Annotated in this window: 11 protein-coding genes; 8 read left to right on the top strand and 3 right to left on the bottom strand. The window is 55.6% G+C overall.

What is annotated here, in order from left to right; all coding sequences use genetic code 11:
* Positions 1-63 precede the first annotated feature (63 nt).
* Positions 64-702 (top strand): hypothetical protein, encoded by a 639-nt coding sequence (locus AC0L2J_RS15710; protein WP_473391670.1) that lies wholly within the window; start codon positions 64-66, stop codon positions 700-702.
* A 49-nt stretch (positions 703-751) separates the two neighbouring features.
* Positions 752-1,870, top strand: coding sequence for an esterase/lipase family protein (locus tag AC0L2J_RS15705; protein WP_473391665.1), 1,119 nt, complete (start codon positions 752-754; stop codon positions 1,868-1,870).
* Positions 1,871-2,020: 150 nt separating this feature from the next.
* Here AC0L2J_RS15705 and AC0L2J_RS15700 read toward each other — a convergent pair whose 3' ends face one another.
* Positions 2,021-2,356 carry a hypothetical protein gene (locus tag AC0L2J_RS15700; RefSeq protein WP_473391661.1) on the bottom strand — a complete coding sequence of 112 codons (336 nt, stop codon included), beginning with the start codon at positions 2,354-2,356 and terminating at the stop codon, positions 2,021-2,023.
* Between the two features lie 12 nt (positions 2,357-2,368).
* Positions 2,369-3,187: a hypothetical protein gene (locus tag AC0L2J_RS15695; RefSeq protein ID WP_473391657.1), complete on the bottom strand. Its 819-nt coding sequence runs from the start codon at positions 3,185-3,187 to the stop codon at positions 2,369-2,371.
* A 227-nt stretch (positions 3,188-3,414) separates the two neighbouring features.
* Between AC0L2J_RS15695 and AC0L2J_RS15690 the strand changes: the two genes are divergently transcribed.
* A complete protein-coding gene (locus AC0L2J_RS15690) occupies positions 3,415-4,701 on the top strand; it encodes a carbon-nitrogen hydrolase family protein (RefSeq protein WP_473391653.1) in 1,287 nt (428 codons plus the stop codon).
* Between the two features lie 77 nt (positions 4,702-4,778).
* Positions 4,779-6,380: a hypothetical protein gene (locus AC0L2J_RS15685; protein ID WP_473391650.1), complete on the top strand. Its 1,602-nt coding sequence runs from the start codon at positions 4,779-4,781 to the stop codon at positions 6,378-6,380.
* A gap of 1,444 nt (positions 6,381-7,824) precedes the next feature.
* On the opposite strand, the gene AC0L2J_RS15680 is transcribed toward AC0L2J_RS15685, so the two are convergent.
* Positions 7,825-8,007: a hypothetical protein gene (locus AC0L2J_RS15680; RefSeq protein ID WP_473391648.1), complete on the bottom strand. Its 183-nt coding sequence runs from the start codon at positions 8,005-8,007 to the stop codon at positions 7,825-7,827.
* A gap of 177 nt (positions 8,008-8,184) precedes the next feature.
* Between AC0L2J_RS15680 and AC0L2J_RS15675 the strand changes: the two genes are divergently transcribed.
* The 4 genes from AC0L2J_RS15675 (at position 8,185) to AC0L2J_RS15660 (ending at position 13,851) form a co-directional block, all read left to right on the top strand.
* Positions 8,185-9,957 (top strand): hypothetical protein, encoded by a 1,773-nt coding sequence (locus tag AC0L2J_RS15675; RefSeq protein WP_473391646.1) that lies wholly within the window; start codon positions 8,185-8,187, stop codon positions 9,955-9,957.
* Positions 9,958-10,434: 477 nt separating this feature from the next.
* Positions 10,435-10,641: a cold-shock protein gene (locus AC0L2J_RS15670; protein ID WP_007591169.1), complete on the top strand. Its 207-nt coding sequence runs from the start codon at positions 10,435-10,437 to the stop codon at positions 10,639-10,641.
* Between the two features lie 791 nt (positions 10,642-11,432).
* The gene (locus AC0L2J_RS15665; protein WP_473391643.1) at positions 11,433-12,530 is read left to right on the top strand and encodes a nucleoid-associated protein; all 1,098 of its coding nucleotides are present in this window, start codon (positions 11,433-11,435) and stop codon (positions 12,528-12,530) included.
* A complete protein-coding gene (locus AC0L2J_RS15660) occupies positions 12,490-13,851 on the top strand; it encodes a hypothetical protein (RefSeq protein ID WP_473391641.1) in 1,362 nt (453 codons plus the stop codon). The genes AC0L2J_RS15665 and AC0L2J_RS15660 overlap by 41 nt, the downstream gene beginning before the upstream one ends.
* Positions 13,852-13,928 lie beyond the last annotated feature (77 nt).

The following is a 13,928-nucleotide window of genomic DNA, read 5'->3' as shown; positions in this document are numbered from 1 at the left end:
GTAATAAGATTGACTTCAACCAATGGCTGCTTTTATGTTGGAAGCAAGGAATGAGATGGCCAGATGGTTTTCTCCTTAGGTGAACAAGCAAAGCCGGTTCTGCAATTGAGATGGCTAATTCTCCTCTGCATGGCCCTTCTGGTGGCGAATTCGCCAGGGCTTGCCACCGAGTGCTCTTGTCGCGATCCAATTCCGGCGGATTCATCGGGCAACGGTACATGCGTAAAAACACAGAACGGCAGCCAAGCCTGCAAACTGGATTGGAACGGCGGCGGAAGTCGGGAGCAAAACGCCAGTGTTTCCGACGAACTGCAGAAGCAAGGTGCTCGCCTGCCGGACTTGGATGGTCCGGGCGAAGATAGGTTTGAGCGGGCCGCATCCGCACTATTCTCGCCGCCACAACCTGGCACGACCGTTCAAGCGATGGGGGTACTCATAGCGGGCGCATTAGGCCGCAACGCCCCGGACCGGCTTGGCTTATATAGCGCCTTCATTTCAAAATTCAGCGATACGGGATTTAGCCCGCTGTTCGCACCAGACTCAGCGAGGCGCGTTTCCAACGAAAAGCTTTCTGTTGGAAGCAAGACGTACAATGTGGCGATCAGCGTCGGTTGTGTGCAATTTCGGGATGATCAATTTCTGCTTGTGCTGAAGACGAGGTTTGCCTGGGCACGGAGAGACTGCGATGAAACGCCTAGGTAGCTCGCTGCGACCCTTGTTGCTAGGCGCCGTTTGTCTGTTGGCGAGTTCGATGTTCCCAATCCCCGGCGCAGATGCCCAGCAGCCCGACATATTCGTCAAGCGTAAAGGAGCAGATAAGGTTGTCGTTTTTGCTCATGGGATACTCGGAGATGGCCGCGGGACCTTCACGAACGAAACGACGCGTGCGTACTGGCCACAGCTTCTTGCTGACGATCCTGAGATGGATAAGTTCGATGTTCTCGCGATCAACTATGACGCAGGCATCACTTCGGGAATGAGTATCGAACAGATTGCGACAGTTGTCCGGACGACCTTGGCAGACCAGAAAATTTTTGATGACTACAATGAAATCTACTTTGTTTGCCACAGCATGGGCGGCTTGGTCGTAAAGCGAGTACTCGTCGATCTGTTTCAGGCACGCAACCCCGCGCTAGAGCAACAAGTCAGCGGGGTCATTTTTATCTCTACGCCGGCAAAAGGGGCAAATGCTGCCAACTACCTCGAAATATTAGCTCGGCTTGCCGGAGCCGCGCGCCCGCTGGTCGACTTGCGAACATATGACGTGAACACTTATCTCCAGATACTCGAAAATCAGTGGAAGGATTACTTCGACAGAGGCCGGAGAGAGCGAGTCCCACGGGTATTTGTCGCCTACGAAACACAAGCCACTTATGGCTATGTCGTGGTTCCCCAGCTTTATGGGGAAACGCCGCAGGATGATCGTGCCTATCCTGTATCGGCAGACCATTTCTCGATCGTAAAACCTCCAGATCGACGTTCCCGCATATACGATTGGGTCAAGCATCGCATTTTGGAGGCCTCGGAAGCCCACAAAAACGTGGCATTCAAAGAGTGGGATACGGAGCAAGCGGGCGGGTCGAAGCTCGACAGTCTCCTGCGCCAATTCTCGCTTCCGACGGCCAAGCGAGACGGCTTCAACCTCAAGATCTCGGGTGATGCCTCCACCGTGGCCGACGTCGGCCAGTTATCGGTGCGGGGTGATTATAAGGCAGCGACTTGGGCCGATCTTTTTGAGCGCATAGCAGTCAGCAACCCCTGCATTCACTTCATCGTAACCCCCAGTCGGCGCGAACTGACGTTTACGTCCCGAGATGCAGTCAAGCAGTGCCGCGCCGGGCGGGCGGTTTGTGCCGCAAACTCGTGCTGATGAACTTGACGAGAAAAATGCACGTGAGGACAGAACTGAAGGATCAGGGGTTCTGCTGTGCGCCCGTGGCTGCCGCGCCCAAGCTATGAGCAAATGTTGGTCACTAAGAGTACGAGCCAGCGATCCGGCGGGTCGCTGTCTCAAGGTGATTTAGAAGTACGATTCGCATAAGGAGCAATCGACCTTCCCGATCAGGATATCATATCCGGTCGAGCTGAGGCGGAACATAATACACTCTCCGTCTATCTTTCGGCACTTGCTCTGAGGCTTAGGCGGAGTTCGGGGCTTCACAACTGCCATGGTCTCCATTGCACCTGCCATCATGCTGGAAAGTGCTTTGTTTGCGCGGGACGCTCCCTTCTTCTTAGCCTTCTTGACGGTCTTTGTTGTGGGCCTCTTTGCCTGCTTCCCGGTCTTCTTGGCAGCCTTTTTGGCGGACCGCGCTTTCGATCCCCTCGGGTTGCTCTTCTTCGCAGCTCTTGCCATGTCACTCTCCCTTTAGCGCAGAGGACCGCGAACTGAATTTGCGACTGCAGCGCCAATTCGCGATGCCAATGCGGCATCAGACATGCCGCGTGACGGGCCGGCTGCTCCCTTCCTGGGACCGGTTGCGACGACGTCGGTCGGGCCTAGAGAAATAGTCAAGGTATGCACGCGATTGCGGCTCGCTGACAGAAACGGGCTGCTTGGATTCACGGTCGCGTTTACGAGTTTCCAGGTCGGAGTGAGGTCGCCTCCGGAGGTTATTTCGAACTTCACCTCGTGCGTTAGCACTTTGTCCTTAGACGTGAACGTCGAAAACTCCGAGCTGTTGGTATCTCTTCCGAGAAGGGCGCTGACCAGCCAATCGTAGAGCTTCAGATCATTTTGGAGCAGCCACGGCCCCCCACGGCGCTGTGCGGGAAGGCAAGGCCCGTCAGCTCTGAATTCGGCAACGGTTTTGAAGGATTCAATGGAGTCGGTGCGGGTCGCCTCGGCGGAGCCATTGACGCCCAGACTGGCCGTAAAGATCGCAGTTGCTGGACTGGCCGGCATCAGATCCGCGCTCGGCGCCACCGAGCTTTTCTCGGATACCTGCAGATTGAGAAGCGTGTCCACTCCCCAGTGGTCGAGATAGGTCGGTCCTTTACCCGTCGTTCTGTAAAAGTGCGCGACAGCATCTCTGACTTCGCACTTGATGTTGATCAATATCGAGGCGACCAGCTCGTCGCTATCAACAGCGTTACCTGGAAACTCTGCGATCTCCGGAACGTAGGTGCCGCATCCGCTCAGAAAGGCCGTCAGAGCCACTGGCAAAAGAAGATGCTTCGCGGACATGAGGCCTCACAAAAAAAACTGAATCAAAAATCAGTTGCCATTTTGAGCATAGTACGACCTAAAATAGCAACAAGTGGATGCATGTTGATTGCAAAAGGCGTATTGCGACGCCACAAAAAGTGTCATTCGCGGCTGGCGGGATCGGGTTGACGAACGGTCAGGCCTGGGAGGCAACGGAGCGTTTCCCCGCGTTTGAAAACTAGAGAATGTACGCGAGGACAAAATTGTTGACGACGCACCCGCAATGGAAGAGAGCAATTGTTCGTCTTCCCGCCCAACTAGATAGGATCGACCGCTCCGGCGGAGAGGACAGGATCTGCGAAGCAATTTTCGCGGTGTGGAAGTCACTAGCCTGCGCGCCTTCGCCCATTAAGCACTTATACTCCAATATACCGGAGTCCGATATCTCGGCGACTGCCGCGGCGTGCGACGTCAATTTTCCGAACTTTGGACTTGCTTTCGACGGGAGTGAAGGAGACGCCGATCTTGTTCGAAAGCTTGGGGGATGCCTTCGGGCGCTCGAGAACGAATTTGTGGCGGAGCACTTGGGCGCGCATGGTTGGCGAAGCGATCCCAACGATTGGAAAGTCGGAGGCGGAGCTGCTCATTTCATTCCGATGGGGCGTTTGGGCTGGCGTCCACCCAAGGATCCAGCTGGAGATCGACGGCCGTTCGACCAGCGGGGTTTGCTCCGAGTTCGAATAATTCCGGCCATTGTCGATGGTGCCACTGTTCGTCTCGAACGCCCGGACCATCTTCTGTCGCCCGACGCTGCAAACTTTGGTGCCGTGCTGTTTCCAGGCGCGAAGTTCGACTCCAAAGAGACGACGTCGACATTCTTCATCGAGGCGGTCGAGCTTCCCAAAGGGCGTCAGATTATCGCGACTGCATGCGAGGGGGCGCACCAGCAGTGCTGTCGAGCCGTGGTGTTCCCGGAGCTGACGATCGACCACGGATCTCGCGATTTCATACAGCAGCAACTTCGGAAGAAGCCGTGGGCGAAGGGTGCCCTGCCACCCAGCCCTCATTTCGTGGTCGCCGGCTCATGGCACCAGTTCGAGGGAAGTCATCGATACAACGTCGCCACGGTTTTCGATGGTCACGGTGTCCAGCTGTTCACGCAGCGGAAGCGCTTGGTCTACAAGGATCCCGAAGGACGGGCCGAGGATATCCAACCTGGCAATGAGTTCGTGATCCTCATTCTCGGCGATGCGCTCTACGGCTTCGGTATCTGTCTCGACCTCTGCAACAGGTGCTATGATACCCCTTACGGAGAGCTCGACGTCGATTTTGTGGTCGTTCCCTCCTGCGGGGACGCCAAGACCATGACCAGCCACATGGACGCGGCCAAAGACCTCAACTTTCGCCGAAAAACACGTACTTTCGTGGTCCAACAGGCCTATCCTGCGATCTCCCGAGCGGCCGGCTTTGTCTTGGCGCCGGATGGAAAGCCCGGCGAAGTGCCGGTCAACAAGCTCAAAGTAGCCAAGTCCTGGTCCACCTTCAGCGCCTAGTCATTTTACAACCATTGACTTGTTGCTAATCAATGCCAATGTAAAATGACAACAAACGATGTCCCTGGATAACTCGAATGCCGCCCCCCAGCCGCAAGGCGCTTGAGAGCGCCCTCGATGAAATCGCGCGTGGCGATGCCACCCCGTCAGAGGCCGCGGCCATCATTCGACGTGCGCTGGCTATCGAGCCTCCGCTCGTCCATCGGGTTTATGACGCGCTGCGCGATGTAACTTGGCGCACCCTGACGTCCCGATCGTTCGGCGACGAACTTCGAGATTGGTTCGAGCTCTTTCGACACGCCTCCGCGCTTATTGGCGACGGATCGGCCGTCGCAGAGAAGATTCGAGCATTGGCAGACCTGCTGTCGCAGTCGTCGAGATTTTCCGAGTATCAGCCTCTGGAGGAGGTTCTTGGGCGAAAGCACTCCAAGTCTGTTTTGAAAGCACTGGGCACCGCAGGTAAGGCGCTCAAGAAGAGTGCGCTGAAGAACTTGCTTGGTCTCGAAGATGCAAATCTCTCTCGCGTGACGGGCGCTCTTCAGGGCAGTGGATTGATCGAACGTTCATCGTCCGGGAAGGAGGCAAGCTTCCTCCTGACTGAACTCGGTGAACGATGGGTGCGAAAGTCCAATCTCCTTGTTGAATCGGGCAGTACGAGCAGCGATGGTTGGTGGCTCAAGAGCCCGTTTCCGCTTGCTGTCTGGGATACCGACGGCTCTCCGGTAGGAGCGAATGAAGCTTTCCGATCATTGACCACTCAGAATGCCGAGGGTGATCTCCCGCCTCTTTCGGATTGGCGCCTCGATCTCACCAAGACGGCGAGAGACGAGCGACGAATCTCTGGCAACACGTGGCAGGTAGAGGTTGGCGAAGGCAAGTGGCTCCAGTTCGTCCAGAAGGTGATGGCAGACGGCAGGTACTGCACTCTCGCAGATGATATTTCCGCTCAGATGGAGCTCATACGTAGCCTGGAACACCAGCTCAGGATAGCAGCCGGAGCACAGGCCAGCCTGCAGCAGGAACTCACCGATTCCGAGCGAAGATTGCAGGCATTCCGATCGGCGACGCAAGAGATCAAGGAAGGGCTGGTCAAGGTAGCGGCATCATCGAATGAGCGAATTCGCAATCTGCTGCAGAACTTTGCGCATTCGCCGGGCCAGGCGAGAGTGCCACAGGAGCTGCAAGAGGTGGGTCGGAGCCTTGACGCAATCCAGTATGCAGTTGGCAACGTTATGGCGCCAGTCGACATCGTTAGGCGTGAAGGCCTCCACGTTGGGTGGATGAATGTCGGTCTGACTATACGGCAGAGCGTCAATGCCGCTAACGTGATGTGCGCTGGAGAGATGAAGTATAAAGGGGACAATATTCTGGACGCTCAATCTATTCATGGCCCAGTGTCATCCATGCGAGTTGCTATGGGTCATCTCATATTGGTAGGGGCCAGTCACGGTGGGCAGCTAGTGGATGCCGGCATATCGGGGAAAAAGTTTTTCGCCACTTTGAAGGCCGTGCGACCTGCGGGCCAAGACGCAGTTACCTCCTTCAACTTGAGCTACTGCAAGGAAGTGGCGGACCGAATGGGCGGTTCTCTCATCGTACAAGGTTCGGACAGCGATCGCGAAGTGCTGCTAAAGCTTAATTGTCCCGTCGACAAGGCAGAAGCCCGAGCTAAGACGTAACGGCAGCGACTTTGCTCGCGTGGCGGGGCTATCGGGAGTTTTTCTCAGTAAGCCCTACGGTATCGGACCGCGAAGCAAGGGCGACATACCGCTATGCGAACAGATGGCCGGACGGCGTCAGCAATGAATGCGGCTATGGGACCTTGGTAGGGCGGATCTGCCCAGCCCCGGACAGCTTCCGCGCTAAGATCGACAAGCCGGCCATCGGTGCCTTTGCTCGTTCGAACATGGACGGGATTCTCGGCGATCCATTGCGCCACTTCTCAGGCTCGCAACTCATTCGTTCTGCGCCGTGATATTGTACCCGTCATCGCCCATAACAAGCACTCGGGAGCAGATCGAGCACCTTCTTCGGTGAAGTTCATCGAAGAACGCCGATTGGCGCTCTGCCATCCGGAACGTTGATCAAGCCGCCTGAGCCGAAAATGACCCGCGCGCGGACTTCGCCGGATGCTTACACGGCAAGCAAGAGCGAGCCTGTTTAAGTAGCTCGGCTTGCGCGGCTGCGTTCCCTGTCTGGTTTTGAACGGGCTCCCGACAGGGCGCGCGCCGCAAGCAATCCCTATGGGGCAGGGGGCGGGTCAAAAAGGCCCAGAACGGTCAACCCAAAAACCGACCGGGTGGTTCACGCGCACTCCCGCAATTAAAAGTTTTCAAAAAAACCAGGATTCAATCGATGCCACGAGCACGAACACCGCTCATGAAGGCCGCGGCTACTGGCCGAACCGCTCATGACCCTAAGCGGTTCAAGCTGAGACGCGAACCGGTGGTCACGCAACCTCTCGGCTCGCCACCGAAGTGGATGAAGGGGAAGGGTCAGATTGAAGCATGGAATACGTTCTCGAAGGACCTTCCGTGGCTCAACCGGAGTCACCGCGCATTCGTTTCGATCGCCGCAGAAATGCAGGGCCGCATTATCGCTGGGGAAGAACTTCCAGTTTCTGGCTACAATCTTTTGCGGATTTGCCTCGGGCAGCTCGGAGCTACGCCGACCGATTCAAGTAAGGTGTCTATGCCGCACGACGATTCGACTGGCGAAGACCCCTCCAAGAAGTATTTCTAACTCAACTTAACAACTTCCTTCACCATTTCCGCGGGTACCCCCGACGCCATTGGTGGGCGCGAATAACGACAGGAAGCATCTCTGTCGTGTCGTAAATGGCGTCAATCCAGCGACTATCAAGTTTGGTTCCGCCCCGACAAGTGTGACTGATGGCATCAGCCTGGACGGAGCGAGCGCGGTTGGTGGACAGGGCGGCAGCATTTGGTACCGCGAGTTGGATGCGTCAATCGATGCGATTTTCGCATGGTCGACACTGGGTACGACCGTCAGTGTTGCGCAGAGGACGTGAGTTATGACCCCGAAGCAGAAAGCCGCGCTCGCATACTGGCGCTATGAAGCGGGGACCAACCACGGCGGGCAACTGGAAGAGCAGTTTCGTAATTAGCGCATGTGTCCTAGTGAAATGCCGAGCTTCAGCGCTTTTTGCCGCAGCGACCCCTCGGAGCGCTTTGTAAGCTTTGCAATTCGTGCCACGGGCGTTTTCGCCTTGGAATGAGCGCGAAGCTCTTTGACGTCTGACGTTGTGTACTCACGGCGGACGATCTTTTTAGCTTTCTTGGCCATTACTGCTCCATTGGTTGGAGCGGCGCTTCTACCCGCTAAGCGGGCTTACTTCAACTCATTGATTATCAGAAAGATAGAAACGGATGGAAGGCGATATCGTTCGCAGGGTAACAATCACTGCGACCGGAGAAGGCATCGACAGCACAACGCGTTCTGTTGAGTCACTTGGCGACGCGGTTGGAAGCGTTTCGTCTGCAACCGACTTACTCTCTACTGCACTGGCCGGTTTTGGTGTGCTTGGAACAGCAGCGGGCTTTCTTGCCTACGTTGCGAATGCCAATAAAGAGCTTGCCGACATGGCGACCACGGCTGCGCAAGCTGGGTTGTCAGTTCGCGATTCAGTCGGCGGCGTTCGGAGGGCAGGTAAATGGCCTGAGTCTGGAACAGGTCAACTCCGGACTATCGAAATCAGCTCAGTTGCTGAACGATGCCCAACGCAATGCAAATGCTCTGTCCAAAGAATTTGATGCGAACGGTATCAGCATCAAGAACGCGAACGGGCAACTGATCAGCGAAACGCAGTTGCTGCAGATCGCGGGCGATCTTGTGCGGCGGGCGCAAACGCCACAAGACCAAATCGCGATTGCTCAGATGCTTGGCTATACCAAGGAATGGATTCCGCTCCTTGAGCAAGCCTCACACGGCTTCGACGGCATCAGGGATGCCGCGGAAAGTGCCGGCGCTATCATCAGCGACGAAACGATTGATAAGGCTAAAGAGTTCGACGAACGTTGGCGCAAGTCAAGCGTCGAATGGTCGACTTATATGAAGGCCGCTATTTCTGAGCTTCTGCCGGAAGTCGACAAGTATATTGATAAGGCAGCATCCTTCATTAAGGACGTGCGAGAGCGCTCTAAGGGATCGTCCGATGCGGCTGGTACGGTTGCTCACTCCGCGGCAAGCGAGGCTTTGAAGGCGGCCGGCGTCGACCCCCAGAAGGGAATCGTTATCGACACAAAAGCGCTGACCAAGGCGCAAAAGGACTTTCAGGACTCGTCTATTTTCGCGACCGATACATGGACACCGTTCGGCAAAGCGCTGTGGAACGGCTTTGGCTATATGAGCAAAGAAGAGGCATCCGACCGCATAAAGGGCGTTGCCTCTGGCATGGTGAATGAACCGCGCTATCCGACAGCATCAGAGATGGATGCGGCGTTTGACAAGGCTAATCCGCCAGACCCCGGCTCTAGATCGAAACCGTATCCGGGTCTTTCAGCTTCTGACTACGAGTCGGCCATTCCGTCAAAGGTCGCATCGAAGGATGTTCCAAACAACGCCATCGAAAGGGCCACCGAGTCGATAACGAAGTACTCAAAAACCACGTTAGCAGCGGCAGAATCTGTCGGGACGACCGCGGACAATATCGAACGCCTTAAAGCAATGGCATTGCTTGAGGCTGCAGCCGAGAAGGAAGGTATTGAAGTCACTGGCCAGCGAGCGACGGCATTCCAAGAGCTGGCCCGACAGGCCGGTGACGCAGCATTGGCCTTAGAGAAGGCCAAGGTTGCCAATCAGATCAGTTTCGCCGGACGTACGGCGATGCTATCACCGCAAGATGCGCAAATAGCTGCGACCCTTCAAAAAACCTACCCTGATGTAACTGCCGCCTTGAACAGCACTGAGGCCGCACAAATACGATTGAACAATTCCGTGAAGGAATTCGCTTCTACATCTCAGGACGCGGCGCGAGGTTTCGCACTCGATTTTCAGCACGCTATGGCGCAAGGAAAGAGTTTCTGGGATTCGTTTGCCGCGGCGGGAACTAACGCGCTGAATAAAATAGCAGACAAGCTTACCTCAATGGCCGTCGACAATCTTTGGTCAAAGGCCATGGGCGGCGGCGGTGGCGGGGGCCTTATGGGGTTGTTCGGCGGCGGTGGCGGCGTTAATGCCAACGGATCAATCTCCGGAGCCGTGGGGCCAACGTCTGTTGGCGGGCACCGCTTGTAGGTGCGTTTGCTGGCGGCACTGACGACCATCCCGGTGGTTGGTCGATCGTTGGCGAGAACGGTCCTGAACTGAAATACATTGAGAAGGGCGCGAAGATTCTTCCAAACGGCGTGATGCCGGATGGCGGCTCTATCTCTGCACCCGTGGCAGTCAACATTGACGCAACGGGCGCAGATGCCGCGGGCTTGGCTCGCGTGCAACAGCAGATCGCGGACCTTAAGGCGTCATTGCCGGGAACGATCGTCAGCACGGTGAAGACAGCAAAGCAAAGGCGTGCACTCTAATGGCGATTGAAGAACGGGCGGCAGATTTCGATCAGCCCTAGCAGATGACGAGTTCACAAAATGGCGCTGCCTGAGATGGAGCGCGTCGGGTGACGCCGATGATGCGTAGATTGCGCGCCAATAACGCAGATCGGTCTTGCCGGGGTGGTCTAACCTGACTACCCTATCTGTATTGCTTCAATGGGAGACGGACGTGGCGACGGGTGTTGTAAAATGGTTCAATGCGACCAAGGGATTCGGCTTCATTCAGCCGGATGACGGCGGCCAAGATGTTTTTGTGCACATAAGCGCTGTCGAGCGCGCTGGCCTCTCTGACCTGCGCGAAGGGCAGACAGTCTCTTATGAGGTTAAGGTCGACCCGAAGCGTGGCAAGAGCAGCGCGGAAAATCTGCGTGTCTGATTTGATGTTGTAGGCGCCTGACCCTCAGCCCCCAGCCCAAGTCTGGCGCTTACCTCGGGACGACCCCAGCCGCGTTACGCACTGGGTCGTTTCATTTCTCGCCACTTTTCGACGTTTCGTCCGGTCCGACAGTGGCGTTGTCAGCGTCGGGCGCTTGTCGGTTTCTTTGAACCGCCCAGCCAACCATTCCTGCCAGCACAAAGATGGCTCCTGCCAACATCAACCAATGAGGATAGGACGGTAGCATCGTTATTCCCGCTACTGCCCAACGCTCACCTTCACTGCCCAACGCTCACCTTCGCGCCGCAGCGGCTGGGTAGGCAACCATTTTTAAGGGCAATGGTTTCTGCGACTGCGGGCCTTTGAATCTGAAAGTGCGTCGTCGCTAACCATAGCACTCCGGCAATGCAGAGAGTCGTTAATGCGGAACCTACGACGCTGATCGCGCCTCGCACGAGCAACTGCCCAAATGAGCGCAACATGGTACCTCGCATAGCTGGAAATACTTAATGAATGCTGCAATCGACGAGGGCGGGATAGGTAGTTGCCGGCCCTTCTGATCGCGAACACGCAGCAGTCTCGCCAGATTGGTGCGGCGGTTGAGAGTCTTCGGAACGTGGTCGCATCGGTGAATGGGTGTGCGGAGCCGGCGATAAAGATGATTGAGAGGGGGTGAAGTCGGACTGGGCCCGCTTGACGTTCCATGATGTTCATGTTATGTTCCGTTTTGCCTCTTGGTTGAATCACCAAGTTTCTGCTACTTCGTCTGCATCGGCGTGGTGGGGGGACGGATGGGTCTTTTAGACGAGAGTGTTCTCAATGGCATTTCAATCCAAAGGATGATTTTTCATATCGTCGGCCCGGCCGACGAAGATTTCCAATTGATGGATGAAATAGACGCTGGAGGTTTCGAGAGCTTTTTTCTTGAGCGCATTAGGGAGACCAACATCGGCAACCGGTTCAGATTCATCGGAGAAGACGCTGGAGTACGTCCCTCGCTACGCAGCGTGTCCCAGGACGGCGGCAAGTTCGTCCAGCGCTCCAAGGACCTAACCGAGATGTTCCAAAATGGTCACAAGGGTGCGCCACTCTCGTCCAAAGGGGCGTTCATAGTGGCCCAACTTGGTGGGCTGTCTTCGCCTGCCTTTGCTCTGATCAAGTTCGATGATCAGAAGGTGCTCCGATATCAGCAGACAACGACGGGCGGCCGGGTACGTGCCAAAGTCACAGAGGTCGACAACACGTTTATTGAAGACCGTAAAGCTATGCAGAAGTCAGCACTGATAGTGCTTGATGGCACGGGAGGGAATTTAGCGGTCTATGACAGGGCGAATAAGCGGAACGTCACCGAGTACTTCAAAACATTTTTGGGTGTGAAGAGGCTCTGGACACCTGCTGACGCCACTGAACGCCTAATCAAGTCTCTTTCGGCCAGCGCTGCTCTTTTCAAGCAGTCGATGCCTGAGGAAGTAAAACGGAACTGGAGACGGAATTTACATGACGTGACCCGCTCTCGGGATTCCATCGAGCCGGGTGAGGATCTGAATGTTTTTGGCGGCCAGATTTTCGGTCCGTTTTGGCAGGATCAAAACTTCCGAAAGGACGTGGAGCGAGAGCTCCATAAAAACCGCATATCCGGTGAGACGATTGAGATCGACAAGAGCCGGATTAGATCACCGCAGGTAAGGCGTCTTAGAACTCGCGAAAATATTTGGGTCATCTACCCAAAGCAACTTGATGACGCAGGCACAGCCGTTGTGAAAGTCGACAGAGGTTCCGACGGAAGCGCCACGATAACGATCAGGACGCAGGGCATTATTGATGACGAACTCTCGAACGAAAGTCCTGATGGAGGGGCTGCGCGAACACGCGGAAGGTCCTCCGAATGAAACCTGCGATATATATCAGCAGAATATCTTCGTAAGCGGTCAGCCCTTTTGGCATGCTTTGAAGGACGCGCGGGCGCACTCGGAAGTCATGGGGGTGACCGTCAGTGTTACAGACAGCGATCCGTCTGATGATTACGAGTGGCTTGACGAGGAGATTGATGACTTTTCGGGTCGGTCATTTTCGATCCGGATTGTGAAGATTCCGAATCCTGAGATGTTGAAGTTTTTTTCTGTCGATGGTTTCGAACGTGCGATCGTGGCGGAACCAAATAGATTTGAGGCTGTAAATACAGTAGTTGTCGCCGAGCTTGATTTCCAATGTAAGAGTGCGGGGCTAACGGTCGGACCTTGGTTGGATTCATCCGCAATTGTTTTACCTAAGGGCGACAATCCAACATCTCCTAGGCGTTTGGTCAACGACATGTCCGGAAAGGGGCTAGTGCCAACCGCTGTTGGTACTTGGATCGTGGACGACGCGAGCACGTGGCTGCGTGAGCGGTTTTCGGTGGCGGCGAGCCATCGACTGTCCCTCTGTTTGCCCGATGCCGTGTCCATCGATGCTGAAGGTAACACAATCGCGCACCTGCGCAGCGGTCGCAAGGTGCTCGCTCGCGTCGGCCTGCTCTCGAACTGGAACGATGCTGAGCTTCTTACCACGTTGGAAGAAGTTTGCAGTTGGATATACTTGGAAGGTCGCGATTCAGAAACTCGCCACAGCCTGTTGTCAGCCGAACTAGTTCGGCTTTGGCAGGTTGATGCTACTTGGCAAGACGGTTTGAAAGAAAGCTTAGAGGGAGCTTTTGCCGCGGCCAGAACCGCCTATCGTCTTCATGTCCAATCAAAGGGCGTTGACGCATTCAAGTTAATGTCCGATTTGCGGAAGGGATTAGCCGATGATGTTCGCTCTTTGGCCACGAACACCTCATCCTTGTCGTCTGGTCTTTGGCGGGATGCTGCGGTTGCCTTTGGGGTCATTGCAGTTCGCCTTGCAAATACCGCGGTCGGCGATTGGCTTCTTTGGATGGCCGCAGCGTATCTGCTAGCAAGTTGCGTCTTCTCGTGCGTCGCTGCATCCAGTGCAGTGAATGGAATCATTGAGAACGAAAAAAGCTTCCGGTCCCGCCTGTATGGTCCGTTGCTGCTCGATAAGGAATACGATGAACTTGCAGGCAAGCACTATCGCAAAGCTGAAAGCAACTTCCGTTGGTATCGTCGCTTCATCATCCTAGCGTACCTAATCGCCGTCGCAGTGTTGGTTGGTATCGCACGCTACGGATTGCATCCTGCAGATAATTTCTTCCATTTTGTAGCGGCGCGTTGAGAGAGACGCCCGATGCGTAGCGAAGAGAACACCAGCCGCTCTAGAGCGGCGCGCATCGCTGCTAACTAGAGCCGGCA

The organism is Bradyrhizobium sp. MV1.5, from assembly GCF_055807615.1.
Note: the sequence above shows the minus strand (reverse complement) of the source record. Positions and strands in the feature narration are given on the sequence as shown.